Genomic DNA, 25,414 nt, shown 5'->3' on the forward strand with positions numbered 1-25,414 from the left:
TAAATTATAGAAAGTAATTTTTTAGTTTATTCTTTCCCACGCTCCCCATTGAGTTGAGCCAGGAGTTTCTCCTTGTGTCCACCATTTAGCTTTATATTTTACTCCATTATATAATACTATATCTCCAGCAACATAAGCTTTAGTAGCACTATAAGTTGGAGTTTCGGGAGTAGTGTTATCTATTACAGTTATTGTTGCTTTAGCAGTAGTAGATAAACCTTTGCTATCTGAAACAGTATAAGTTATTTCATAAGAACCAACTTTAGATGTATCAACAGAGCCAGTAACAGTTATCTTATTAGTTAAGTCACCATCTTCTTTATCAGAAGCAGTAACGCCTGTTAGAGGATTAAAGCTTGTTCCCTTATTAATTTGTTTATTAGAAATACCTGAAATAACTGGTGCAGTATTTGTTGTAGATTTTTCTGATACTGTAATTTTAGCTGTTGCAGTAGCTTTTAAGCCCTTACTATCTGTAACAGTATAAGTTAAAGTATAAGAACCAATTTTAGAAGTATCAACAGAGCCAGTAACAGTAATCTTGCTAGTTAAATTGCCATCTTCATTATCAGAAGCAGTAACGCCTGTTAAAGGATTAAAGGTATCACCCACATATATTTGTTTGTCAGAAATACCATTTATTACAGGTGCTGTATTATCTGCTGGAACTGATGGATCTGGTAATACCTTAATTAACTTCCAGTACTTAGCGTTAGCTGGAGAGCCATCGTCTGTAGGGGGTATATACCAAGAGATACATTCATAAAGAGCATCCTTATAAACTACTTGATCTCCATATTTATAAGTTTTAGCTGGATCATAGAATTGTTGTCCAGATTCTAAAACTCTAAGAACGCTTACTATTCTTTCTTTAGAAGTAGCAAGTCCTTTACTATCTGTAACTGTATATTTTAAAGTGTAGTCTCCAGGTTTAGCTGTATTTACAGTACCAGTAACAGAAATTTTACTAGTTAAATTTCCATCTTCTTTATCTGTAGCAGTAACTCCAGCTAAAGGATCAAATGCAGTTCCTACAGTTATAGACTTATTATCAATACCTGAAAGTGTAGGAGCATAATTACCGTTTACAGGAACATTTCCAGGTCTCATGCCATTAAAGGTTAAGTTTCTAACACCACCAAAGTTTAGCTTTATAGTACCAGCTAATGAAGCTGATTCTCCAACTCCAAGCTTTTGCCATCCAGAAGAGGTAATAGTGACTCTGTTAAAATCACCTACATCTTCAATAGTAGCAGAGCCACCTTGAGGTTGTCCAAATATTGCGGATTTAGGTAAGTCAAAGCTTACTTTCCAACCTGTATCTATAGCTTTATCAGTTTTATTTGTAACCTTAATATCATAAGTGTAATTAGGGTGATCATATTTCCCACCAAAAGTAACTTCTACATCTGTTTGACTTAATCCCTTAATAGTATCATCAGTAACTTTGGAATCTCCCATTGCATCGAGCCCAGCTCGTAATCTACTAGTTAGGGTATCACCAAATGTATATTTTCCTTCATTAACGTTTGTAGAACCTTGTTTATAGTTAGGGTTTAAGTCATAATCACCATTCATTACCCAAATTAAAGCTCCACCTAAGTTCTTGTTTTTGATATATTCTAATCTCTTATCAATAGATTGTTCATTCTCAAAGGATAAGAATACTTTCTTTTCATTTTGCCAAACGTATGGAACTCCACCTACTTCATCAAAATGAACTTTTAAGTTTGGATCATTTTCCATTAGGTTTAATACATGCCATAATGGATTAGCGCCTGCAGGATCTACTACTCCATCCTTGTTGTCATCATCTCCCCAGAGATTATAAATTCCAGTGGCTGGTGTCTTACTAGAACCATGTAATCCATTAGTGCCACCTTGGACATTCTCCCAACCTCTTGTATAATAAGGAATACCCATTATTATTTTTTCAGGAGGAAGAACTCCTCTATAATATCTATATGCCCAATCCATATTTAAAGTAGGCATTGCCATATTTATAGTTTCTCTATCTGCTGGGTCTGGATATATGCTAGCTAGATTCTCAACGAATTCATTCCAACCACCATGGAAGTCATAAGACATTACGCTAAGAAAATCTAAGTATTGTGCATATGAATTATCACTCATTCCACCAAGAACCCAAGATGAAGCTGTTACAGCTGCTGTTTGCAGATACTTTTTACCATCTTCTTTACTAGCAGCATCTAATTTTTCTCTTAGGGTTTTCATCATTAAATTATATCTTTCATTAAGTTTAGCTCTTCTAGGTTCAGCTAAATCTTTATCATCAGGATTACCAGAAGTAGCAGTTGCTGATGGATATTCAAAGTCTATATCTATTCCATCAAAATTATACTTTCTTAAGAATTCAACAGCAGAATCAGCAAATGTGTTTATGCCTTCATCTGTATCTAGCATTGTATAGAAACCTCTACTACCAGCCCATCCTCCAACGGATAATAAAAGCTTAACATCAGGATATTGTTTCTTCATTGTTTGAAGAACATTAAAGTGCCCCTTATACGGGAGTGTTGGATCTAAAGTTACAGTCTTTCCATTGTGGGATAATGGGTGATTTTCAAAAGTTTCTTCAATAGCAGCATGCTTATCACCAAAGGCTATTTTGTTTGTAGCTGGATCTATCATACCAAAGGAATATTGAATATGTGTTAATGACTCCCATTGTAAGTCAGCAGCATCAAAATATCCTTGAACTTCATTTTTATATGCCCATTCAGGGAAATATCCTATTACTTTTTTGCTTAAATCTGTACTCTCAGCACTAGTTGCATTAAGGTTAGTAGTTGTTACATCTATTGTTTCAGCCTTCGGGTACATAGAAATATTGGATAGTGCGAATAGAGAAATAGTTATAGTAGCAAATAAACTTTTTATTTTACACTTTTTCATTTGAACCCTCCTATTAAATTATTTAATTTTAATAACTAGCTGCCCTAAAATATTAATTAGTAGCAGCTAGTTAAGTGTATTTAAAAGAGGCAGAGGCATAAAAGCTAATATTACATATTAATTAGCTAAACTTATATTGCATTATAGCCTCATCGGGAGAGTTAGCTTATTTTCTCCCAAGCACCCCATTGGCTAGCTCCAGGAGTTTCCCCTAAAGTCCACCATTTAGCCTTATATTTTACTCCGTTATATATAACTATATCGCCGGCTACATAAGTTTTAGTTGGGCTATAAGTTGGAATCTCTGGAGTGGAATCATCAACTACTGTTATAGTTGCCTTAGCAGTAGTAACTAAACCTTTACTATCTGAAACAGAATAAGTTATTTCATAAGAACCAACTTTAGAAGTATCAACGGAACCAGTAACAGTAATCTTACTAGTTAAATCTCCATCTTCCTTGTCAGAAGCTGTAACCCCTATTAGAGGATTAAAGCTTGTTCCTTTATTAATTTGCTTATTAGAAACTCCAGAAATTACAGGAGCAGTATTTGTTGTAGACTTTTCTGATACTTTAATAACAGCAGTTGCAGTAGTTTTTAAACCTTTATTATCTGCAACAGTGTAAGTTAAAGTATAAGAACCAGCCTTAGAAGTATCAACAGAACCTGCAACAGTAATCTTGCTAGTTAAATCGCCATCTTCCTTATCAGAAGCTGTAACACCTGTTAAAGGATTAAAAGTATCTCCAACATAGATTTCTTTGTTAGCCACTCCATTTATTGTTGGAGCAGTATTAGTTTCAGGAGTTGTTGATCCTTTATAAATGAGTTGTCTTTGCATTTCAGGAGCTGATGAGAACATTTTTTGTGACATTTCGATACTTACAACACCATCTAAGTTTTCGATAACTTCAGCTGTATTTAAATCAAATGTTACAGTTTGACCTGGTTTAATAAGTTTTCCATCATAAGAACCTGAGAAGTCAAGAACATAATAACCGTTTTCAAACTTAACAGCAGGAGCTGGATATTGACCACTTGTAATAGTAACACCATTAGTCTTTATATAAAGCTTAACATTCTTTAATGTCTTAGCAGCTTCTTCTACAGATCTTAAAACCTCACCTGTAGCTGATAACTTTTCATTGTTAGTAAAGCTTATATTGATTACGCTACCAGCTCCCCATGCAGGTTTGCTAGTAGATAGTTTAGAAGTTACATTAGCAGGAGTGAATTTTACTTCGTAATCTTGGAGGTCACCAGTACCAAATAAAGCTTCCTTAGTAACCTTAGTTAACTCATCATGTTTAGTTGATGTAGTTTTAGCATCTTGAGAAGCCATCCAAGCTATCATTCCACCTAGATTATTATCTTTAACATATTTAGCTTTTTCTCTAATAGATCTAGCATTATCATAGGTAAAGAAAGCACCAGTACTTTCATTGTATAAATAAGGAGCTTTAGCACTGTCGTCCCAGTACTCTTTAAGACCAGGATATGCAGCTTTAAGCTTATCAAGTGCATTGTATGACCATACACCACCAGCTCTTCCACCTTCTCCAGGCTTCATTGGAGATTCATTTAAAGCACCTGGAGTTGGACTTCCATCAGCATTTTTATTTACTACTGCAGCAGTACCAAAAAGTCCAGGATTATTTGCATCTGGGCCATCATTACTAACTTTTTGCCATCCACGAGTATAGTAAGCTGCACCTATTACTACTTTTTCTGGTTTTGCACCTTTAGAGAGATAGTATTTTACGCTTTGATCTACAGAAAGAGTATCGTTATCTTTAGATGGTGAATTAGGATTTGTATATAAAGCTGCGTGATGTCCACTTACTGTACTCCATGCACCTGACATATCGTAAGTCATAATATTTGCAAAGTCTACAACTTCGAATAATTTAGCAACATCAATACCTGTATCAATTTTAGCTTTTCCAGCAGGTAGAGCTACAGAAAGTTCATAAGTTTTTCCAAGGTCATTACCTTGCTTAGTTAATGCAGCCTTTAAATCCTTAAGAAGTAATATATAGTTATCTTTGTCAGCAGGAGTTGCATTTGGCGTACCTTCATCATTAGTATTATCCACTTTATCTGGATCTCTTTTATCTGCAGGATATTCCCAGTCAATATCAACGAAGTCCATATTTGTGTATTTAACAAAAGCCATAACGTTTTCAACAAACTTAGCTCTAGTTGAAGCATTAGCAGCTATAGTTGAGAAATCACCAGATTTTGACCATCCGCCTAAAGATACTCCTATCTTTAAGTTTGGATTTTCAAGTTTTAATACTTGGAAAGCATTTAATATTCCGCCGTTAATATCACCGTAAGTTACGCCTGCATTTCCAAGGGGATGACCTATAGCAGCATCTTTATCAGTGAAATTCAATGTGCCTTGAGAATCAAAGTCAACAAAGGCAAAGTTTAAATGTGTTAATTGATCAGCAGGGATATCTTTAGGATAGAAATTACCTTGACCACCCCATATTGACCAATCTCCATAGTACATTACGTTACGATATTTTTGTGTAGAGGCTTCAGTTGTACTAAGCGATGTGTTATTAGAAGTAGTTGTAGTAGCAAGTGCGGGAACAGATGCTAAGTTTGAAACTAACAGAGCTGTTACAGCAGTGAATGCAATAAAAGGTTTAGATTTTTTACTAAGCATTTTCTTTAACATAAACTTCCTCCTTAATATAGATAATAAAACTTATAGTATATTACTTTTAGCTGAGTGTAAGTTAAATGTGATTGAATACATAAGATTAAATATACAAATTAAGGTGTATATAAAAAGCACTTTTCTAGACGTTCATTATATTACTTAGTTAAAATGATATGTGTTAATAAGAGAATATATATTAGTATGAATACTAGTAATATTTATTGAAATGTTATTTTAAAAAATTTTTATTATTGTTATTTAAAAATATTAAGTGTTAGGTATCTCAATATTTCATCTAAAAAGTTTAATAATTATTTAATAACCACCTCCTATTATGATTACAATAATTTTTATTAGTCTTAATTAAAATATAAATTATAAATCTAAATATATCAATAGAATATTTAGAAAAGTCGAACAATTCTATTTATTTTACAAAAAATATTAATATTTAGATGCTTGGATTAATAAAAATATAATTTGTAAATAGAATAAACCTAAAGATATTAAAAAAGTGGAAGAATCTCTATTTACATAACAAATTTTAGATATATAATTAATTATTGTTAATAAAACAATATAATTACTTATAAGACTCTATAATTAGATAAGTGAGAAAAGATTTAAGAAACTAAGGAGAATAATATATGGTATCGATTGAAGCAATTTTATTAATTATTTGCCCATTAGTATTTGTGGCAGGATTTATAGATGCAGTAGCAGGAGGGGGAGGATTGATTTCACTACCAGCATATGTATTTGCAGGAATGCCAATACATATAGCCTATGGAACTAATAAATTTGCAAATTGTATTGGAACTGCTACAGCATCAGCAAAGTTTTTAAAAAGTGGAAATATTAAATTAAAACCAGCTTTGTTTTCAGCTGCAGGAGCACTTATAGGCTCTTGGGTAGGAGCACAACTTGTTATTTTATTAGATGAAAAATACTTACAATATTCCTTAATGATAATATTGCCAGTAGTTGCTATATTTTTATTATTTAATAGAAATTTTGGACAAGATACTGATACAAAGGATATCTCTAAGAAGAAAATGTACATACTTTCTATTATTATTGGACTTGTCATTGGAGCATATGACGGATTTTTTGGACCTGGAACTGGAACATTCTTGGTTCTCGCTTATACAAGTATTTGTGGATTAAGTATGATTACTGCATCAGGAAATGCAAAAATAGTTAATTTATCTTCTAATTTAGCGGCCTTGGTAGTTTATATATTTAATGGAAAGGTTAGCTTTCTAGTAGGAATACCAGCAGCTGTATGTGCAGTGCTAGGTAATTATATAGGTGCACACTTTGCAATAAATAAGGGAAGTAAATTTATAAAACCAGTGATAATTCTAGTTATATTAATGCTATTTTTAAAGATAATAATAGATTTTATATAAAATGAATTAATCCACTTAATTAAGAAACTTGTATTCTTATTAAGTGGATTTTTTTTATTTAATGAATATATTGTAATAGCAAATAATGGTGAAGGATTTGTATGGAAATTAATAATGTTTGTAAAAACTACCTTGATGAAGATTCTCCTGGATATGTAGTTGAATATAGAGGGAGCTTTAAAGAAGAGATAAGTAAGGTAAATTATGCTTGTGGAGATATAATTAATGATAATCTAGCAATAATATCAGTTAATGAAAAAGATATAGATAGGTTAAGGAAAGACGTGCCATCTATAGTTTTTATAGAAGCTAGAAGCATATATGTATTACAAGATATAGCACCAACCAATGTTGATGCAATAGCAAGTGTAAAAACAAACAATTACCTAAATTTAACTGGCAGGGGAGTAATTGTTGGTATGATTGATACTGGAATAGATTATTTAAATAAAGAGTTTATAAGAGAAGATGGAACATCGAGAATAATTAAAATTTGGGATCAATCTATACAAACAAATAAAGTAGAAGGATTTTATATTGGAACTGAATATAAAAATGAAGATTTAAATAGGGCTATTCAGGCTAGCAAAAGTGGAGAAGATCCTTATAAAATAGTTCCAAGCAAAGATGAGATTGGCCATGGAACAAATATGGCAGGAATTATAGGGGCAAGAGGATATAATCCTAATATTGAAGGAGTTGCAAATGGTTGTGATTTTTTAGTAGTAAAATTACTAACATCCCTTAATTATAAAAAAATATTAAGAGAAAATAATTTACCTGAAGTACCAGTTTATAATAATTCAGAGGTATTAGCTGCAATAGAATATTTAAGGAAATCAGCTTATGAGTTAAGAAGACCAATAGTTATATACTTAGGTGTTGGGAGTCAAAATGGGTCCCATGACGGATATAATATAACAAGTAGATTTATTACATCTATATCAAGATTGAGGGATATAGTTTTTGTAGCTGGCACTGGAAATTCAGGTGATTCAGAAGGACATTCTACTAATTTTATAAGAATTGCAGGTGAAGTAGGGGAATCAGAACTTCTTATAACAAAAGAAATGAAAGTATTCTCATTACAGGTTTGGATTAATAGGCCAAATAAGATGTCTTTAAATATAATAGCCCCTACAGGAGAAGAATCTGGTTTTATTATGCCTAATATACAATCTTTAGATTATTTACTTAATACAGGGGTTGAAATAAGATGCTATGATCCTGAAAGTTTTACTGGGCATCAATTGTTTGTATTGGATTTTAAAGATATAAAAAGAGGAGTTTGGAGAATAGTATTAAGGGGAGAATATGTTACTAATGGAAGGTATGATATCTGGCTAATAGATAAAAGACTTTTACCAGAAGGTACAAAATTTTTAAATCCTAATCCTTATAATACATTAACTATTCCTTCAACAGCAGGGAATGTTATAACAGTAGCCTATTATGATGGTTCTACTAAATCTATAGTTGCTTCATCAGGAAAGGGATTTAACACAAATTATCTTATTAATCCTGATATTGCAACTGAGGGTATTAATATTTTAACAGTATCCGCAGGTAATGATAATATATCGAAAGTAAGTGGTAGCTCTGCTGCAACAGCAATAGTTGCAGGAGCATGTGCATTACTTTTACAGTGGGGAATAGTTGATGGAAATGATTCAGCCTTATATTCTATAAGATTAAGGAGCTTATTAATCTATTCGGCATCTAGAGAAGATATTTATGAATATCCTAATGAAAACTTAGGATATGGGAAATTAAACCTGCAAGATGTATTTAGAATATTAGGTGGAAATTACAGAGGAGATAGTAATTATTTAGAATATATAATAGGAGGTTTGTTTGTAAGGGTATCTAAAGAAATGATTAATAGTGATTTGGGGGGGAAGGGTGGAAAGTATTAATAGTGTTTATGAGAATTTTAATACTGATAATTACTCTAGTTATTTAATTGAATACACAGGAGAGATAAAAAGTGAAATAGTAGATAAATTAGATATATTTCTATTTAAAATTAATGAGGAATATGCAGTTTTATTCATAAGGTCAGATATGATTAATGATTTTGAGGATACATTAGAAGTTATATCATTGATTAATAGCTATTTTAAGGGGAATAATTTCGAAGTAATTTACGTAGTACCTCCTGATATTTATACATTACAGCAAGTTTCCGCAATACAGGCATCAAATGTGGGCATGTTACAAACAGAGCTAGCATTAAACTTAACAGGTAAGGGAGTTGTTGTAGGTATAATAGATACAGGAATAGATTATTTAAGTAATGAATTTAAAGATTCTAATGGAAATACGAGAATTGATAGTATATTAGATCAGAACCTAGGATTAAACAAAGTAAATGATAACTTAATTTTGGGGAATATTTATAACAAGGAACAAATAGATGAAGCTATAAGAGCTAGAGACAATGGAAGGGATCCATATTCAATAGTTCCAAGTAAGGATGAAATAGGTCATGGAACTAATATGGCAGGTATAATAGGAGGAACAGGGAAAAATCCAGCTTTAAAAGGAGTAGCTCCTGAATGTGAATTTGTCTCTGTAAAGTTATTAGAAGCAAAATTTTTAAAAAAAAGGTTGGGAATAAAAGAGCCTATATATAATATAGCGTCTATATTTTTGGCGATTGAGTATTTAAGGAGATATCATGTAGAATCAGGAAAACCTATGGTAATATTATTACCATTAGGAAGTAATTCAGGAAATCATAAGGGATCTCATATACTTGATAATTATATTGCATCAGTATCATTTAATCTAGGAATAGTAATTGTTACGGGGACAGGTAATGAGGGAGCTGAAGACCTTCATACATCTGGAATAATAAAGAATATAGGTGATTATTCCACTATTGAAATGATAGTAGAGAAAAATCAAGCAATACTATATATGGAGATATGGATGGGAGTACCAGATATTATAGAAGTAAATGTTGTATCTCCATCGGGATTAGATACAGGTTATATACCAGCAATACTAGATATAAGAAAAAAATACTCTTTTGTATTTGAACAAACAAAAATAAGTATATACTATGCCTTACCAGAAGAATATTCAGGAGATCAATTAATAAGATTATATTTTTATGATATTAAACCTGGGATTTGGAATATAAATGTTAGGCTAAAGCTAGGAAGAATGGCGGAGTATAATGCCTGGTTAGCTCAAAGAGCACTAACGTTACCAGGAACAAGATTTATATCTAGCACTCAATATGGAACTGTAACTATACCAGGGGATTCTAGATATGCTATCACTGTAGCTGCATATAATCAGAATAATAATAATTTGCTATCTTATTCAGGGGTTGCATTCAGAGATGAAAGAAACAATGCTATAGATTTTGCAGCTGGTGGATATAATACTATAACTGTTGGTCCCAATAATACAATAGTAACTGTTAGTGGAACAAGCTTAGCAGCAGCAGTTGGAGCAGGAGCATGTGTATTATTATTTGAATGGGGTATAGTAAATAAAAATTATCCTTATATGTATTCCCAAACCATAAAGACATTCTTAACAAGAGGAGTATATAAGAGATCAGGAGATATATATCCTAATCCACAACTTGGATATGGAATAATTGATTTTTATAAGATATTTGAAAATATGTCTTAATAAAAGTAAAACCTGGACCCATTTGGTCCAGGTTTTTTTAAAATATAAAGTTTGCAACAAGAACTATTACAGGCAATGTAATTATAGTTCTTTCCACAAATATTATTAATAATTGCTTTAGAGATACAGGGATTTTTGATCCAAGTAGGACTCCACCAACTTCAGACATATATATTAATTGAGAAACCGAAGTACAAGCAACTATAAATTTAGTCATATCACTAGTTATAGAGTTAGCAGCTAAAACTGAAGGAAGTAACATATCTGCAAAACCAACTACTAAGGTTTGTGATGCTGCTACAGCTTCTGGAACTTGAAGTAGGTTTAAATAAGGAATAAATGGTAAACCTAAGATTTGGAACACAGAAGTATATTCAGCTATTATTAATGCGATAGTAGCAAGTGCCATAACTACAGGTAGAACTCCAAGCCACATGTCTAAAACATTTTTAAATCCATCCACTAAGAAAGCTTTAATTCCAGGATTACTTCCAGCTTTATCTAAGGCCTTTTTGTATCCCCAAGAAAAAGCATTATATCCATCAGGAATAGTTTCATCATCTCTTTTTTCTTTATTGTTGTAATAAGTATTAGGAATTTTGCGTAAAGGATATATTCTTGGAAGAATAATAGCAGCAATTATTCCTGAAAGTGTTACTGTTAAATAAAATGGAATAAATAAGTTAGATAAACCAACAGTATCTATAACTATTAGACTAAATGTTATTGAGACAGCTGAGAAGGTTGTACTTATTACAGCAGCTTCTCTTTTGGAGTAAAATCCTTCTTCATATTGTTTATTAGTTAATATTATTCCTAAAGTTCCATCACCAAGCCAAGAAGTAATACAATCTATGGATGAACGTCCAGGTAAAGTAAATACAGGTCTCATAACTTTAGTAAGAATTGCACCAAAGAATTCTAATAACCCAAAGTTAAGTAGTAATGGTAATAATAAACCAGCAAAAAAGAAAATAGTAAATAAAATAGTAAGTAAATCATTTAATACAAAAGTTCCTGTTGCAGAATTTATTATCATTTCAGGACCAAAATTGAACAATACTAGAACACAAAATACTGCTCCTAAAATTCTAGCAATAAACCAAATTGTACTTACATTAAATAGAGTATTTAAAAACTCATTCTTCATAATAAAACTTGGCTTAAATATTTTAGCTATTATACTGAATATCGCAGATATACAAATTATAAAAGTAATGATAGCTGTTAAGTAGCCTCCTAAAGAGTTAGCCAAAAACTTTGACATTAAAGCTACTGGTATAGTAATTTCTTCATTAAATTTAATAGGAACCATAAATAGTAATATTCCTATTAAAGATGGGATAACAAAAGTAAGTGTTGCCTTAAGAGAAAATTTATCCTTTGTTAATTCTTTCATTTCGGTCTCCTTTATATTCAATTTATTAATATTTATACATAGAAGTTAATTTTAATACAAATTTAACTTAAAAATCAATAGGTTTTTATACAAAAATAACTAAAATTTATGCAAAATTATTGTGTTAATATTTTCTTGCAATGAGGATAAACTATATTCATTGATTAACTTAAAAGGAGAATTTAATATGAGTAAGAAGAATATCATTACATATTTAGTTATTTTTAATTTATTTGTTATATTAATAATATTATTAAGTAAAATTTCTATAATAAAAAGTTTTATAGAAGTAATTTTTTCTGTTGTGATTATACCAATAATATTTGGAGTATTTTTATTTTATATACTTAAACCTTTAAATAATATATTTTTAAAGAAGAAGATGAAGAGAGGAGCGGCAGCAACTCTAACAATATTTATATTTTTCTTTATAGCATCAGGTGTAATTAAATATTTTGCTGATTATTTCATAGAACAATTTATAAATATTAAGTCTTTACTTTTAAATATAATTGAATCTAGAGGTGGTATTGATAATATTCAAAGTATGGTCAGAGAAAGTGTTTTCAACATTAATTATTACGAGAAGTTTTTAGGGGATATTCAAAATTATATAACCTTGCTTGCTACTAACATTAGAAAACTATTTGATAAAGGAATACAACTATTTTCTGACATATTATTAGTAATTTTAATAGTCTTTTATTTACTTAAAGATGAGGAAAGGATAAAAGATTCCTTAGAAAAATTATTTCCTAGGAAATATAAAGATAAGGCATGTAAGATAATCGAGGAAGGTGATGAGGTTTTATCATCTTATATAGTTGGTCAAGCAAAGGTAGCATTATCATTATCAATTATGATGTTCATAGGATATAAAATAATAGGTATGATGAATCCATTGATTCTAGCATCCGTAACATTTATATTAGCTTTTATACCATTCATAGGATTTTTTATATCATTAGTACTACCATATATAATATCTATAGCATTAGGTTGGAATATGATTTTAAAATTATCTATATTAGTATTAATTGCTCAAATACTTAAGGGAAGAATAATTGTTCCTATAATAATGGGTAAAACAATGAAAATCCATCCTATTACTGATATTTTTCTAGTTGTAGGAGCGGCTACTTTAATTGGACCTATTGGAGCTTTTGTTATAGTACCGTTTTATTCATTAACTAAGGTTTTTTATAAGCACTTTAATAGAGAACTAGATAAAAAGATAAAAGAATTTAAGGAATAGATTATTTTAAGTATATTTTATGTGGAAAAAATATTCAAAAATATTTATAATTAAACAAAGAAACGAATTCGGGGGATTAGTAGGAATGAAAATGCGTGAAAAATTAAAAGAAGCAAAGAGGATAGTAGTAAAGGTAGGAACTTCGACTTTAACTTATGACAATGGAAGCATTAATTTGACTAGAATAGAAAAGCTAACTAGGATTTTATCAGATGTAATGAATTCTGGTAAAGAGGTAATATTAGTTACATCAGGAGCTATCGGAGTTGGTGTGTCTAAGTTAAAGCTTAAAGAAAAGCCGAAGACAGTAAGAGAAAAACAAGCAGTTGCATCAGTTGGGCAATGTGAGCTAATGCATATATATAGTAAATTTTTTGGAGAGTACAGCCATACTGTAGGACAAGTTTTATTAACTAGGGATGTTGTAGAGGATGATCATATAAGAGAGAATGTATGCAATACTTTTGAAACACTAATTGAAAATAGTATAATACCTATTGTTAATGAAAATGATACAGTTTCTATAGATGAAATTGAAAATATAGTTAAGTTTGGTGATAATGATAACTTATCAGCTATAGTAGCTAAGCTTGTAAATGCTGATTTATTAATTATTTTATCAGATATAGATGGATTTTATGATTCTGATCCAAGAAAGAATCCAGATTCAATGCTAATAAGAGAGATAACAGAAATAACAACTGAATTAGAAGAGTGTTGTGGAGGAGCAGGAAGTAACTTAGGAACTGGTGGTATGATAACTAAGTTAACAGCGGCTAGAACTGCAACTGAATCTGGTGTTGATATGGTATTAGCTAATGGAGAAGATCCAAAGATAGTTCTAAGAATATTAGAGGGCGAAGAAATAGGAACTCTATTTGTTTCTAATAAATAAGGAGGGGCTAATTATGATTAAAGATTTAAATACTTTAGGAATGGATGCAAAGGAAGCATCTTATGACCTAGGAATAGCATCTACTACAGAAAAGAATAATGCCTTAGAGCTTATGGCAAAGGCCTTATTAAATAATAAGGAAGAAATAATTAATGAAAATAAGAAGGATTTAGACGTAGCAATTGAAAAGGGAACTTCTAAGGCTATGCTAGATAGACTGGCTTTAAATGAAGAAAGAATAGAAGGCATGGCAAATGGGCTTAGAGAATTAATAGCTTTAGATGATCCAGTAGGGGAAGTTATTGAAATGTGGAAAAGACCTAATGGTCTTCAAATAGGAAAGCAAAGAGTTGCTATGGGTGTTATTGGAATAATATATGAAGCTAGACCAAATGTAACTTGCGATGCTGCTGGATTATGTTTAAAGACAGGAAATGCTGTTATATTAAGAGGTGGAAGTGAAGCTATAAATTCTAACAAAGCAATAGTAAATATATTAGCTAAAGCAGTTAAGGAAGCAGGTCTACCAGAAAATTCAATTCAATTAGTTGAAGATACTAGTAGGGAAACCGCAACTAAGATGATGAAGCTTAATGAATATATAGATGTTCTAATTCCAAGAGGGGGAGCAGGATTAATACAAGCTGTAGTTAAGAATGCTACTGTTCCTGTTATTGAAACTGGAGTTGGTAACTGCCATATTTATGTAGATGAAGTTTGTGATTTTGAAATGGCAAAGAATATAATAGTAAATGCAAAAACTTCAAGACCAGCAGTGTGTAATGCAGCAGAAAAGATGCTTATCAATGAAAAAATAGCAGATGACTTTTTACCACTTGTAGTAAAGGCTTTAAGAGAACATGATGTTGAAATTATAGGTGACGAAAAGGTTCAATCAATAATTAATGATGTAACAGCTGCAACTGAAGAAGATTGGAGCAAGGAGTATTTAGACTATATTATAGGAGCTAAGATAGTAAAAAGCCTTGATGATGCCATAACTCATATTAATAAGTATGGATCAGGACATTCAGAAGCAATAGTAACTGAAAGCTATAAGAACTCTCAAAAATTCTTAAATAAAGTTAATGCAGCAGCAGTATATGTAAATGCATCTACTAGATTTACAGATGGCGGAGAATTTGGATTTGGAGCAGAAATAGGTATAAGTACTCAAAAGTTACATGCTAGAGGCCCAATGGGATTAAAAGAACTTACAACTATTAAATATATTATTTATGGAAATGGACAAATAAGATAGAAGGTGCTTCGCACAATGTAAAATTAAGAATGAAGAATGTAAAATTAATGAAAAAACTCCCTAAGGAGTTTTAAAAGTAAATAATTATATTTTTAAAGGAGCTACTTGGTAATAGCTCCTTTTATTGTAACATTTTACTAAGCTTTATTTTTCAATTTGTAAGATGATAGTCCTAATAATATTAATGAAATTCCTAAGAGTAAGACTATAGTAGTCATTTCATTTCCTAAAGTTGCACCATAAAGGACATTGCTATTAGAAGAATTTATCCAAGTTGTTGGTATCACTTTGGAAATGTTTTGTAATACTGTTGGCATAACCTCTCTTGGCCAGAAGCATCCACCGAGCATTGCAAAAGGTAATATTACTAGAGTACTTATTGTTCCAGATACCCTTAAGTCTTTTGCATGTGTAGTAATAAATACTCCAAGAGAAATTGTAAATATACCAAATATCAGAAATAATATATAAAGACTCAATGGAGAATCTCCTAAATTAAATTTAAATACATATCTAAATACTAAGAAGTATAAAGTAATTTGTGCAAATGTTATTACTAAGAATGAAAGTAAGCTTTGGAATACATATTTAAACCTAGTCATTGGAGTAGTAAATAATCTTGTAAATACGTTCTTTTCTCGATCTTTTAACATAATACTAGTTGCTGATGTGGCTGAAAATAATAGGTTAAGTACTATAAATGCCATAGCAGTATCTGTCTTTGATTTATTTCCTTCTCCTTTATCTACACTTGTGTAGGATAATTTATAGGATCCATCTGAGTAATATTTAACTGCATCGTAGAACTTTTGCTCATCACCATTAGAATTTTTAGCAAAGGTCTTTAGTATATTAATATAATTATTTAATGAAGCTTTTATAGCAGTAGAAGTATTTCCTTCCTTTGCTTCGAAAGTCTTTAATATAGGGTCCTCCCCATTGATTAAAGAATCAGTATATCCATTAGGAATAACTATTGCATAATCTATTTCATTATTAATTAAATTATCTTGAATAGTGTCTTCAGCATCGAAGTTAACCTCGGCCTTATCTTTAATATTGTTAATTATATTTTCTGTGACAGCTGTCTTATCATTATCTATAATAGTAACCTTTAAAGGAGCTGTACCATTTGAGCCAGAAAAGGCGATTACCATAAAGATTAATGGTAGTACTATTAAAAATAAAAGATTTATTTTTTGTCTAAATAATCTTTTTAATGTTGCTTTAAATATTGTCATATTCTCTCACTCCTTCCTATTATATTTGCACCTATGAATAATAGAGCAGATATAATCCAAAGGCCTACTATACTTAAGATAACTTCACTAGTAGCGCCTCCATAAATTGACTTAAACATAGCATTTGAAGCTAGATAGTTAGGGGTCAATTTAGCTAGGAATCCAACGACACCACTAAAGTTTACTTTAATGAACCCTCCGCTTAAGAATGTAAAAATAGGAACTATAACATTTAAAAGAGCAAGGCCTATTAATCCCTTCTTTGTTACCATTACAACAAATATACCTAACATTGTAGATAATACTGATAATGAGAAGGCTGATAATAAAATGGTTGGAAGACTACTTCCAAAGTTTACACCAAAGGCCAGATTTGAAATCAGTAATAATATTAGAACTTGAACCATGATTGTAATAACTACACCAACTGCTTCTCCAATGAATATCTCACCAAGCTTTAATGGGGTAGCTCTAAATCTAGTACTAACTGTACCGTAATAAGATTTATCTATAGCAAAGTTAGCATAAATTGATCCGTACATTATTATCATTACAAGCATTGTTATTGCATAATAATCAATAGCTGAAGGTTTCTTGCCTGATATTGAAACTGCTTCATCTTGGAAGTTATTATTTTGATCTATAGTGAAATTTTTTGATTGAATCTTAGCTAATGCTTCCATCGCATTTGCAGAAGAAGTGTATGTTTCCACTATTCCCTTGACTATTGAAACTCCAAGCTGATTATATTCAGAACCAATCAATTCAAGGTTACCTGTAATATTCTCATCATATACAATTAAGGCGTCGTATTTTCTATTTTCTACTAAAGCCTTTCCTTCTTCTACATCATTTATCTTTTCAACTTGGATTATATCACTAAGCTCATCTAGTGTTATAAAGCTTTCAAAAGACTCAGCACCTTTAGTTGAATCATTATCTACATATAATAAATTTACTTTATCAACAGTTCTTGCAGTAAAATCTTCATTATTTTTAAGAGCATTTCCTAGAATTAATATTAAAAATATTGGTATTAATAGCATTGTTATAAGGCTTTGGACATCTCTTATTGATTGTAGTAGTCTGTATTTTACTATAGTTAAAATTTTCATAAGTGATACCTCCTTAGTCCCTAAGGCTTCTACCAGTAAGTTTAAGGAATACTTCTTCTAGAGAAGCTGTACTTCCATCCTCATGCTTAACTAAAGCCTTAAGTTCATCGTTAGTACCTTTTGCAATTATTTCACCGTGATCTACTATACATATATCAGAACAAATTGCATCAACTTCTTCCATATAGTGTGAGGTGTAAATTATAGTTGAGCCTTGTTCGTTTAATCTCTTTATAGTTTCTAAAATGTTATTTCTTGATTGTGGGTCAATACCTACTGTTGGTTCATCGAAAATTATTAATTTAGGTTTATGGACAATAGCACAAGCTATATTTAATCTTCTCTTCATTCCACCTGAAAATTTAGGCGGAAAATCTTTTTTTCTATCCAATAATCCAACAAATTCTAAAGTTTCGTTAACAGCATCTTTTAATTTTTTTCCTCTTAATCCGTATAACTCACCAAAAAATTTAACATTTTCTTCTGCTGTTAAATCATCTATTAAGGCTAAATCTTGAGGAACAACACCTAGATTTTTCTTAATAAACATAGGATCGTCTTTAATATTCTTATCAAATATTTTAACTTCACCTGAATACTTAGAATAAAGTCCACTTAAAATACTGATAGTAGTTGTTTTACCAGCTCCATTTGGACCTAAGAATCCAAAGATTTCACCTTCTTTAATGTGTAATTCATTTATATTGACTGCTTTAAAATCTTTATAGCTTTTTTCTAAGTTTTTGATTGATATAATCATAATCTCACTCCTTTTTTAGAACGGTGTTCATTTAAAGGTTGCACTTTACGAACTGTGTTCATTTAACTTTATCTTTATAATAATACTATGTATAAATTGGTACAATATTTAAAAAGGCTTAAAATAGGGGAAATAGAATTATTTGATTAATATATCTTCTATATAGTCTTTCTTTCTTAAAGAATAGATATGCATCAAATAATAACCTACATTAATTTAGAAAAATGAATGAGGTAATAAAAAATTAATTGTTTTGTATAATAATTGTAATAATATAATAAGGTAAGTTAATGGAAAATATCACGTAATAACATTATAATTGTAATATATGAAAATTTGTGATAACAAAGGAGATTAAAATGGAAGAAAAATATGAATTTAGAAGTAAGTATTTTGATGAACTTAACATAAATGAATTTTACGAAATAGCTAAGGCTAGGTATGAAGTTTTTGCTTGTGAGCAAGAAATAACTTGTGAAAATGATTTTGACGATAAAGATAGAGAATGTATTCATTTATTTATAGTAGATAAAGATTTTAAAAATGAAGTCATAGCAGGGTATTGTAGATTATTACCGGCAGGACTTTCTTATGATGAAGCTTCTATAGGAAGAGTTCTTGTATCAAGAGAATATAGAAACAGAGGACTGGCAAAAGAAATGATGATTAGAGCTATAGAAGAAATAAAAAAAGAATTTAATACAGATAAAATTACCTTATCTGCTCAAAGCTATATAAAGAATTTATATAAAGAAGTAGGTTTTAGGGAAGTATCAGATGAGTACGATGAGGCGGGAATACCTCACATAAAAATGAAGCTTGGAATATAGTATTTTAGGAGAATTTTATGAGAATTAAAAAATTTAAGAAATGGAGAAAGAGAACTATGGGTGTATTAGTATCTTTATTTATAGTAAGCTTAATTGTTGTTAGCTTAGCCATTTCAAGAGTAAGTAGTTATAAAAAGTATATTTACAATATAGAGGATATACCTAAGGGGAATGACACTATAATAGTTTTAGGGGCAGGAGTTAGAAGTGATGGATCTCCTTCTGATATATTAGCAGATAGGCTTGAGACATCATTAGAAGTTTATAATGAAGGTGTTGCTGATTCATTTATATTAAGTGGTGATCATGGCAGAGAGGATTATAATGAAGTTGGTGCAATGAAAGACTATATACTTGATAGTAATATAGATGAAAGTATTATATTTATGGATCATGCTGGATTTAGCACTTATGATACTATGTATAGAGCAAAAGAAATATTTAAAGTAAAAAGTGCGGTAATAGTAACTAATGAGTATCACCTGCCAAGAGCTTTGTATATAGCAAGAAAGTTAGGTATAGATGCTTATGGAGTTAAGTCTGATAAAAGAGCTTATCAATTAATGGATAATTATAGAAAAAGGGAAATGCTAGCTAAGCTAAAAGATTTTGTTTATGTAAATATAATAAAACCAGAACCTAAATTCTTAGGAGAATCGATACCGGTAAGTACGTCTGATGGAAGATTAACAGAAGATGATAAAAAATAAAGAGAAATAAACAGAGTATGCATATTTATTATGAAGAGTAAGTTCTAATACATCTTCATTTTTGCTTGAATATTAATTAATAATTAAATATTCAAGCATTTTTTATTTTACAGAATAATTTAACCTTCATAAAACACAGATATTCTACCTGTTAATAAAGTGTTAATATTCGTATTTTTAAAATAAAATTGAAATAACTAGAAAAATAGACTTGTAAACAATTGTATTAATGGATAAAAATAATAAATAGTGAAAAAAGTGCAAATATTATATTGATTTAACACGAATGAAATGATAGTATGTTTATATAATATTCGATTTTTTTATCAAGAGGGGTAATTTTTATGGAAAAGTTTTTTAAACTTAAGGAAAATGGAACTAATGTAAAAACTGAATTAATGGCAGGATTAACTACGTTCCTAACAATGTCATATATTTTATTCGTAAACCCATCTATTTTAGCGGCAGCTGGAATGGATAAAGACTCAGTATTTGTGGCTACAATTATTGCAGCTGTAATAGGAACTTTAGTTATGGGATTAGTAGCTAATGTACCTTTTGCTCAAGCACCTGGAATGGGATTAAATGCATTTTTTACATTCACAGTAGTTTTAGGCCTTGGCTTTACTTGGCAACAAGCCTTAGCCATGGTATTTATTTGCGGAATTATTAATATAATCATCACAACTACTAAAATAAGAAAAATGATAATACAAGCAATTCCACATTCACTTCAATATGCAATTTCAGGTGGTATAGGATTATTTATTGCTTTTATAGGAATTAAGCAAGCTCACTTCATAACTTTCACTGGTGATGAATCTGGTAAAATTGCTTCAGCAGGAGAGTCAACTATATTTAACAGCGTAAACTTAGCAATGACTGATTTTAAAGATAAAGTAGCATTATTAGCTTTAATAGGTCTTGTAATAACTATAATATTAATGCTTCTTAAATTTAAAGCAGCAATTTTATTAGGTATTCTTTCAACTACGGTTATAGGGATTTTTATGGGAGTAACTCAAGTACCAGACTTTTCACAAATTAATTTTGGTATTCCAAGTATAGCACCAACATTCTTTAAATTAGATTTTGCAGGATTGTTTAGTGATCCAGGAAAGATATTCTTAGTGTTTACAACAATATTCGCGTTCTCTTTATCTGATACATTTGATACTATAGGTACTTTCCTTGGAACAGGTAGAAAAGCAGGTATATTTGATGATAAGGATGAAAAGTTATTTGAAGAAGGAAACAATTTCTCTTCAAAATTAGAAAGAGCTTTATTTGCAGATGCAACTGCAACTTCAATTGGAGCATTATTTGGTACAAGTAACACTACTACATATGTTGAAAGTGCAGCAGGTATTGGACAAGGTGGAAGAACTGGTTTAACTTCAGTAACTGTTGCAGTATTATTCTTACTTTCATTATTTATTGCACCTATTATGGGGATGGTACCAGCAGCGGCAACAGCTCCGGCTTTAATAGTTGTTGGTATTTTAATGATGGAATCATTCAAGAACATTGATTGGGGCACATTCGAAGTAGCAATGCCAGCATTCTTCGTAGTAACATTTATGCCTTTTACTGGTAGTATTTCAAATGGTGTTGCAGCTGGGTTTGTTACTTACTGTATAGCGAAAATAGTTAAAAAGGAAGCTAAGGAAGTTCATCCAATAATGTATATAGTAAGTGCATTGTTCCTACTGAACTTTATAATTAACGGAATAAAATAGCTAGTTCTATATTATAAGAATTAATTACCTAAAATTTATAGAGTGTGGATATAGTATTTAGTAGAATATTATATCTACACTTTTTTGTTATCATATATTTATTCTTAAATAAAAGTTTTTTATAATGATAAAAATATTTTTAGCTATTTGGAAAAGTTACTTTAGAAATTATCCATTTTAATTTAATTGTTAATTAGGTACTATGAGAGAAAGTTCATTTGTGATATATTAAAATTTAAAGTTATTACATTTTTATGGAGGATATTTATGGGTAAGCCGTATGGTAGGAGTTTTGCATTAATTACAGGAGCTACTACTGGTATAGGATATGAAATAGCAAAGTTATACGCTAAAGATAAAGTTAATTTAATATTGGTTGCAAGAGATGATGAAAAGCTAAAAGTGGTAAAGGAAGAGTTAAGTTTTTATGACATTATAATATATACTATCGCTTTAGACTTAGCTGAGGATAACTCTTGTGAAAAACTATTAGAATTTGTGAATAAAAATAATCTGTCTGTGGATATTTTAATAAATAATGCAGGTATGGGTTCCTTTGGTTATTTAAATGAAATAGAAATCGAGAAGGAACTAAAACTAATTGATTTAAATATTAGGGCATTAACTGAAATAACAAAAATGTTTTTACCTACTATGATAGACCATGGTGAGGGAGCTATAATGAATGTAGCTTCTACAGCAGCTTTTTGTGCAGGGCCAAAAATGGCTACATATTATGCATCTAAAGCTTACGTACTTAATTTTACTGAGGCGTTACATGAAGAGCTAAAGGGCAGCGGAATTAAAGTAAGTTGCCTATGTCCTGGACCTGTAAAAACTAGCTTTCAAGAAAAATCAGGTATTAAGAAAAATGAAGCAGCTAAAAAGGCATTAATGACAGCTAAGGAAGTTGCTAAAATTGCTTATAAAGATTTTAATAAGGGAAAGCTAATAATAATTCCAGGGTTTAAAAACAAAGTAATAATATTATTGAATAAACTTATACCTAGGAGTTTATCTAGAAAAATTATATTAATGATGAACAAGGAGTAGGTAAAAATATGAATGAAGAATTAACAAGGGCAGTTTTAGATATATATGAGACTCTAATAGAAAATGGAGTTATTTTTTACTATGGAAGTGAATCTATACCTACAGGAGAAGTAACGAGGGTTGATATATTAGGAAGTGAAATTATAGAAATAGAATTAGATGGATTTAATACTTATGAAATTAGTATAGATGATTTTATAGAATATCATTCTAAAGAAGGAGCTAACTATCATACATGGCCTGATATAAGAAAGTTTGATAAAAAACTTTGTGAAATGAAGAATGAAGAATGAAGAATGAATGAAGGGATTCAGCTTAGAGCTGAATCCCTTTAGTTTTTATAATAACATCACGCCAGTGAATTATATCCATAACTCTTAACTTTTACTTTTTACTTATTTTATCTTACTTCTTAATTTCTAAAGATAACTTCTTCTCTAGAGAACATAAATTTAGCAAACATAATTGAAGCAACTATATATACTAAATGCCATCCAACTACTATAGCTATATGCTTAACATCAAATATTCCAACTGTGAATTCCTTCATTAAGCAAATTGCATTAGTTATAGGTATATTAAAGAAAGCAGGATTTATTCCTTTTGCATCCATCATATATGGTAAGAAGGATAAAATCATAGTAGGCATTGTTATTGCAGCTAAGTATGAATTTGCTTCTTTAGTTGATCTTGCATAGATACTTACTGAAATTTGTAATGCTGATAAAGTAACTAAAACTAAGCATCCAACTACTAGCATACCTAAAATTGTTGCAGGTTCTAAGTTAAATTCAATATTACCTTCGCCAAAGCTCATAAATTTCTGCATTGAGAATACCATAGCAGCTAAGTTTGCAATTAATGCTATAAATGATACCGTGCAAAGAGCTGTTACCTTACCCCAAAGTAAGGAGTATCTTTTAGCTGAAGTTGAAAGTAGTGGTTCAAAAGTAAATCTTTCTTTTTCACCTGCTCCAAGATCAGCAGCCATACCAACAGTGGAAGAAACCATAAGGATAACTATTAATGTTGGTATCATAGTAAGAAGCATTGATGCAACACCATTCACATTCTCATTATCAGCATTTATTCCTGATTTAACATTTACTTCAAAAGGTTTAAGAATAGATGGATCTATTCCGTTAGCAGTTAATCTTTGCTCAACAATAGTATTCTTATAATTATCATAAATATCATTTACAAAACTACTAGCTATCATAGACTTATTTGATTCTTCATCAATTAATAGATCTATGGTGTCATTTTTACCAGCAGCTATATTTTCATCAAAGTTTTCTGGAATATTAATTATAAGTTGTATATCTCCATTTTTTAATGCTTCAGTTGGAGATTCAACCTCAGGAGTTTTAACATTTTCTAGAGCAGTAATAGTTTTAGCCATTAGGGAATCAGTATCCCCTTCTATATATATGTTTATTTCTTTTTCTATATCAGTTTGAGCCTTTTCCATTGAAGAAGACATAAACTTAAACATAAGAGGATAAATAAGTATCGGAAGTATTAATGTAAATACTAGAGTTTTTCTATCTCTTACAATATCTAATAATTCCTTTTTTAAGACAGTTATAAAATTACTCATTTGAATTACCTCCTATTAGCTTTAAGAATGTTTCTTCTAAGTCATCATTTCCATACTTTTCTTTTAAATGACTTAATGTACAATCTTCAATAAGTTTACCTTTATGAATTATTACAGCTCTTTCACAAAGTTTTTCTACTTCCTTCATTGAGTGGCTAGAGAATAAAATAATTTTATTTTCTGCCTTACATTTTAATATGAAGTCTTGCACAATCCTAGCGGCACTAACATCTAAACCTGTTGTTGGTTCATCAAATAACATTACTGATGGATTATGCACTATAGATCTAGCTATAGATATCTTTTGTTTCATACCTCTAGAATACTTTCCTACAGGCTTATCAATATAGTCTTCCATATTAAAGTTTTTTGCTAGTTCATCAATTCTTTCGTTTGCTTCTTTGTTGTTCATACCATAAAGATTAGCAAAGTATCTAATGTTTTCTCTACCACTTAATCTATCGTATAAACCTACATCTCCTCCGAAAAGAATACCAATTTCTTTTCTAACTTTTTCTGGTTCTGACTTTACATCAATGTCATTTACTTTAATTTCTCCATCTGTTATTTCTAACATTGTAGAAATCATTCTAAGAGTAGTTGTCTTACCGGCTCCATTCTCCCCAAGTAGTCCAACAATTTCACCTTTATCTACAGTGAAGGATAGATTGTCTACTACTTTTGTTTTTTTAAAGCTTTTGCAAAGATTGTTCAACTTTAGCATAAAAGCGTCCCCCTTAAACATTTAATAGTATAATAAAACTCTATAAGAGTTATTATATACAAGATTATAATACTAAATAATTATATTTTCAATATAATTATAAACTAAATTTCCATATATTGAATTAATTGTTGGAAAATTTATATAGATTAAAAATAAATAATTATGCAATGTTGGA

At 30.3% G+C, this 25,414-nt stretch carries 19 protein-coding genes; 11 read left to right on the forward strand and 8 right to left on the reverse strand.

Features of this window, described 5'->3' with window-relative positions:
- Positions 1–21 precede the first annotated feature (21 nt).
- Together GPX08_RS13290 and GPX08_RS13295 are read right to left on the reverse strand one after the other, a co-directional pair.
- Entirely contained in the window at positions 22–2,916 is a 2,895-nt protein-coding gene (locus GPX08_RS13290) for a DUF5011 domain-containing protein (protein WP_156627286.1), read from the reverse strand.
- A gap of 161 nt (positions 2,917–3,077) precedes the next feature.
- Positions 3,078–5,606, reverse strand: a complete 2,529-nt coding sequence (locus GPX08_RS13295) for a DUF5011 domain-containing protein (RefSeq protein WP_156627287.1) — start codon at positions 5,604–5,606, stop codon at positions 3,078–3,080.
- A 632-nt stretch (positions 5,607–6,238) separates the two neighbouring features.
- Here GPX08_RS13295 and GPX08_RS13300 point away from each other — a divergent pair.
- The 3 genes from GPX08_RS13300 to GPX08_RS13310 all read left to right on the forward strand — a co-directional run bounded on the left by GPX08_RS13300 (position 6,239) and on the right by GPX08_RS13310 (position 10,654).
- Positions 6,239–7,003: a TSUP family transporter gene (locus GPX08_RS13300; protein WP_156627288.1), complete on the forward strand. Its 765-nt coding sequence runs from the start codon at positions 6,239–6,241 to the stop codon at positions 7,001–7,003.
- 101 nt (positions 7,004–7,104) lie between these two features.
- Entirely contained in the window at positions 7,105–8,919 is a 1,815-nt protein-coding gene (locus GPX08_RS13305) for a S8 family serine peptidase (protein ID WP_156627289.1), read from the forward strand.
- The gene (locus tag GPX08_RS13310; protein WP_156627290.1) at positions 8,906–10,654 is read left to right on the forward strand and encodes a S8 family serine peptidase; all 1,749 of its coding nucleotides are present in this window, start codon (positions 8,906–8,908) and stop codon (positions 10,652–10,654) included. The genes GPX08_RS13305 and GPX08_RS13310 overlap by 14 nt, the downstream gene beginning before the upstream one ends.
- A 37-nt stretch (positions 10,655–10,691) precedes the next feature.
- Here the strand turns inward: GPX08_RS13310 and GPX08_RS13315 are convergent, their stop codons facing one another.
- A complete protein-coding gene (locus GPX08_RS13315; protein ID WP_156627291.1) occupies positions 10,692–12,053 on the reverse strand; it encodes a YjiH family protein in 1,362 nt (453 codons plus the stop codon).
- 187 nt (positions 12,054–12,240) lie between these two features.
- On the opposite strand from GPX08_RS13315, the gene GPX08_RS13320 reads away from it, so the two are divergent.
- The 3 genes from GPX08_RS13320 to GPX08_RS13330 all read left to right on the forward strand — a co-directional run bounded on the left by GPX08_RS13320 (position 12,241) and on the right by GPX08_RS13330 (position 15,464).
- The gene (locus GPX08_RS13320; protein WP_156627292.1) at positions 12,241–13,308 is read left to right on the forward strand and encodes an AI-2E family transporter; all 1,068 of its coding nucleotides are present in this window, start codon (positions 12,241–12,243) and stop codon (positions 13,306–13,308) included.
- Between the two features lie 85 nt (positions 13,309–13,393).
- Positions 13,394–14,203 (forward strand): glutamate 5-kinase, encoded by an 810-nt coding sequence (gene proB, locus GPX08_RS13325; protein ID WP_156627293.1) that lies wholly within the window; start codon positions 13,394–13,396, stop codon positions 14,201–14,203.
- Positions 14,204–14,219: 16 nt separating this feature from the next.
- Positions 14,220–15,464, forward strand: a complete 1,245-nt coding sequence (locus tag GPX08_RS13330; protein ID WP_156627395.1) for a glutamate-5-semialdehyde dehydrogenase — start codon at positions 14,220–14,222, stop codon at positions 15,462–15,464.
- Between the two features lie 137 nt (positions 15,465–15,601).
- On the opposite strand, the gene GPX08_RS13335 is transcribed toward GPX08_RS13330, so the two are convergent.
- Genes GPX08_RS13335 through GPX08_RS13345 form a run of 3 tightly spaced genes read right to left on the reverse strand, consistent with a single transcriptional unit; the run spans position 15,602 to position 18,580 of the window.
- The gene (locus GPX08_RS13335; protein WP_156627294.1) at positions 15,602–16,705 is read right to left on the reverse strand and encodes an ABC transporter permease; all 1,104 of its coding nucleotides are present in this window, start codon (positions 16,703–16,705) and stop codon (positions 15,602–15,604) included.
- Entirely contained in the window at positions 16,702–17,820 is a 1,119-nt protein-coding gene (locus GPX08_RS13340; RefSeq protein ID WP_156627295.1) for an ABC transporter permease, read from the reverse strand. Before GPX08_RS13340 ends, GPX08_RS13335 begins: the two co-directional genes overlap by 4 nt.
- 13 nt (positions 17,821–17,833) lie before the next feature.
- Complete coding sequence (locus GPX08_RS13345; protein WP_156627296.1) at positions 17,834–18,580, reverse strand: ATP-binding cassette domain-containing protein; 747 nt, start codon at positions 18,578–18,580, stop codon at positions 17,834–17,836.
- A 359-nt stretch (positions 18,581–18,939) separates the two neighbouring features.
- On the opposite strand from GPX08_RS13345, the gene GPX08_RS13350 reads away from it, so the two are divergent.
- From GPX08_RS13350 to GPX08_RS13370, 5 genes are all read left to right on the forward strand, one after another.
- The gene (locus tag GPX08_RS13350; RefSeq protein ID WP_156627297.1) at positions 18,940–19,410 is read left to right on the forward strand and encodes a GNAT family N-acetyltransferase; all 471 of its coding nucleotides are present in this window, start codon (positions 18,940–18,942) and stop codon (positions 19,408–19,410) included.
- Between the two features lie 17 nt (positions 19,411–19,427).
- On the forward strand, positions 19,428–20,120 hold the full coding sequence (locus GPX08_RS13355; protein WP_156627298.1) for a SanA protein: 693 nt from the start codon (positions 19,428–19,430) through the stop codon (positions 20,118–20,120).
- A 344-nt stretch (positions 20,121–20,464) separates the two neighbouring features.
- Entirely contained in the window at positions 20,465–21,859 is a 1,395-nt protein-coding gene (locus GPX08_RS13360) for an NCS2 family permease (protein WP_156627299.1), read from the forward strand.
- A 267-nt stretch (positions 21,860–22,126) separates the two neighbouring features.
- Positions 22,127–22,912, forward strand: coding sequence for an SDR family NAD(P)-dependent oxidoreductase (locus GPX08_RS13365; protein ID WP_156627300.1), 786 nt, complete (start codon positions 22,127–22,129; stop codon positions 22,910–22,912).
- 8 nt (positions 22,913–22,920) lie between these two features.
- Positions 22,921–23,205 carry a hypothetical protein gene (locus tag GPX08_RS13370; protein ID WP_156627301.1) on the forward strand — a complete coding sequence of 95 codons (285 nt, stop codon included), beginning with the start codon at positions 22,921–22,923 and terminating at the stop codon, positions 23,203–23,205.
- Positions 23,206–23,324: 119 nt separating this feature from the next.
- Here the strand turns inward: GPX08_RS13370 and GPX08_RS13375 are convergent, their stop codons facing one another.
- Together GPX08_RS13375 and GPX08_RS13380 are read right to left on the reverse strand one after the other, a co-directional pair.
- Positions 23,325–24,512, reverse strand: coding sequence for an ABC transporter permease (locus tag GPX08_RS13375; protein WP_156627302.1), 1,188 nt, complete (start codon positions 24,510–24,512; stop codon positions 23,325–23,327).
- Positions 24,505–25,236: an ATP-binding cassette domain-containing protein gene (locus tag GPX08_RS13380; RefSeq protein WP_156627303.1), complete on the reverse strand. Its 732-nt coding sequence runs from the start codon at positions 25,234–25,236 to the stop codon at positions 24,505–24,507. The genes GPX08_RS13375 and GPX08_RS13380 overlap by 8 nt, the downstream gene beginning before the upstream one ends.
- Between the last annotated feature and the right edge of the window lie 178 nt (positions 25,237–25,414).

Source organism: Clostridium tertium (genome assembly GCF_902652255.1).
Taxonomy (GTDB): Bacteria; Bacillota; Clostridia; order Clostridiales; family Clostridiaceae; genus Clostridium; species Clostridium tertium_A.

What these genes read in the sequence shown, in the direction of transcription:
- GPX08_RS13380 (WP_156627303.1), bottom strand. Translation starts at nt 25,236, where the DNA reads ATGCTAAAGTTGAACAATCTTTGCAAAAGCTTTAAAAAAACAAAAGTA.
- GPX08_RS13320 (WP_156627292.1), top strand. Translation starts at nt 12,241, where the DNA reads ATGAGTAAGAAGAATATCATTACATATTTAGTTATTTTTAATTTATTT.
- GPX08_RS13305 (WP_156627289.1), top strand. Translation starts at nt 7,105, where the DNA reads ATGGAAATTAATAATGTTTGTAAAAACTACCTTGATGAAGATTCTCCT.
- GPX08_RS13365 (WP_156627300.1), top strand. Translation starts at nt 22,127, where the DNA reads ATGGGTAAGCCGTATGGTAGGAGTTTTGCATTAATTACAGGAGCTACT.
- GPX08_RS13355 (WP_156627298.1), top strand. Translation starts at nt 19,428, where the DNA reads ATGAGAATTAAAAAATTTAAGAAATGGAGAAAGAGAACTATGGGTGTA.
- GPX08_RS13335 (WP_156627294.1), bottom strand. Translation starts at nt 16,705, where the DNA reads ATGACAATATTTAAAGCAACATTAAAAAGATTATTTAGACAAAAAATA.
- GPX08_RS13295 (WP_156627287.1), bottom strand. Translation starts at nt 5,606, where the DNA reads ATGTTAAAGAAAATGCTTAGTAAAAAATCTAAACCTTTTATTGCATTC.
- GPX08_RS13290 (WP_156627286.1), bottom strand. Translation starts at nt 2,916, where the DNA reads ATGAAAAAGTGTAAAATAAAAAGTTTATTTGCTACTATAACTATTTCT.
- GPX08_RS13375 (WP_156627302.1), bottom strand. Translation starts at nt 24,512, where the DNA reads ATGAGTAATTTTATAACTGTCTTAAAAAAGGAATTATTAGATATTGTA.
- GPX08_RS13340 (WP_156627295.1), bottom strand. Translation starts at nt 17,820, where the DNA reads ATGAAAATTTTAACTATAGTAAAATACAGACTACTACAATCAATAAGA.
- GPX08_RS13345 (WP_156627296.1), bottom strand. Translation starts at nt 18,580, where the DNA reads ATGATTATATCAATCAAAAACTTAGAAAAAAGCTATAAAGATTTTAAA.
- GPX08_RS13350 (WP_156627297.1), top strand. Translation starts at nt 18,940, where the DNA reads ATGGAAGAAAAATATGAATTTAGAAGTAAGTATTTTGATGAACTTAAC.
- GPX08_RS13370 (WP_156627301.1), top strand. Translation starts at nt 22,921, where the DNA reads ATGAATGAAGAATTAACAAGGGCAGTTTTAGATATATATGAGACTCTA.
- GPX08_RS13300 (WP_156627288.1), top strand. Translation starts at nt 6,239, where the DNA reads ATGGTATCGATTGAAGCAATTTTATTAATTATTTGCCCATTAGTATTT.
- GPX08_RS13360 (WP_156627299.1), top strand. Translation starts at nt 20,465, where the DNA reads ATGGAAAAGTTTTTTAAACTTAAGGAAAATGGAACTAATGTAAAAACT.
- GPX08_RS13315 (WP_156627291.1), bottom strand. Translation starts at nt 12,053, where the DNA reads ATGAAAGAATTAACAAAGGATAAATTTTCTCTTAAGGCAACACTTACT.
- proB (WP_156627293.1), top strand. Translation starts at nt 13,394, where the DNA reads ATGAAAATGCGTGAAAAATTAAAAGAAGCAAAGAGGATAGTAGTAAAG.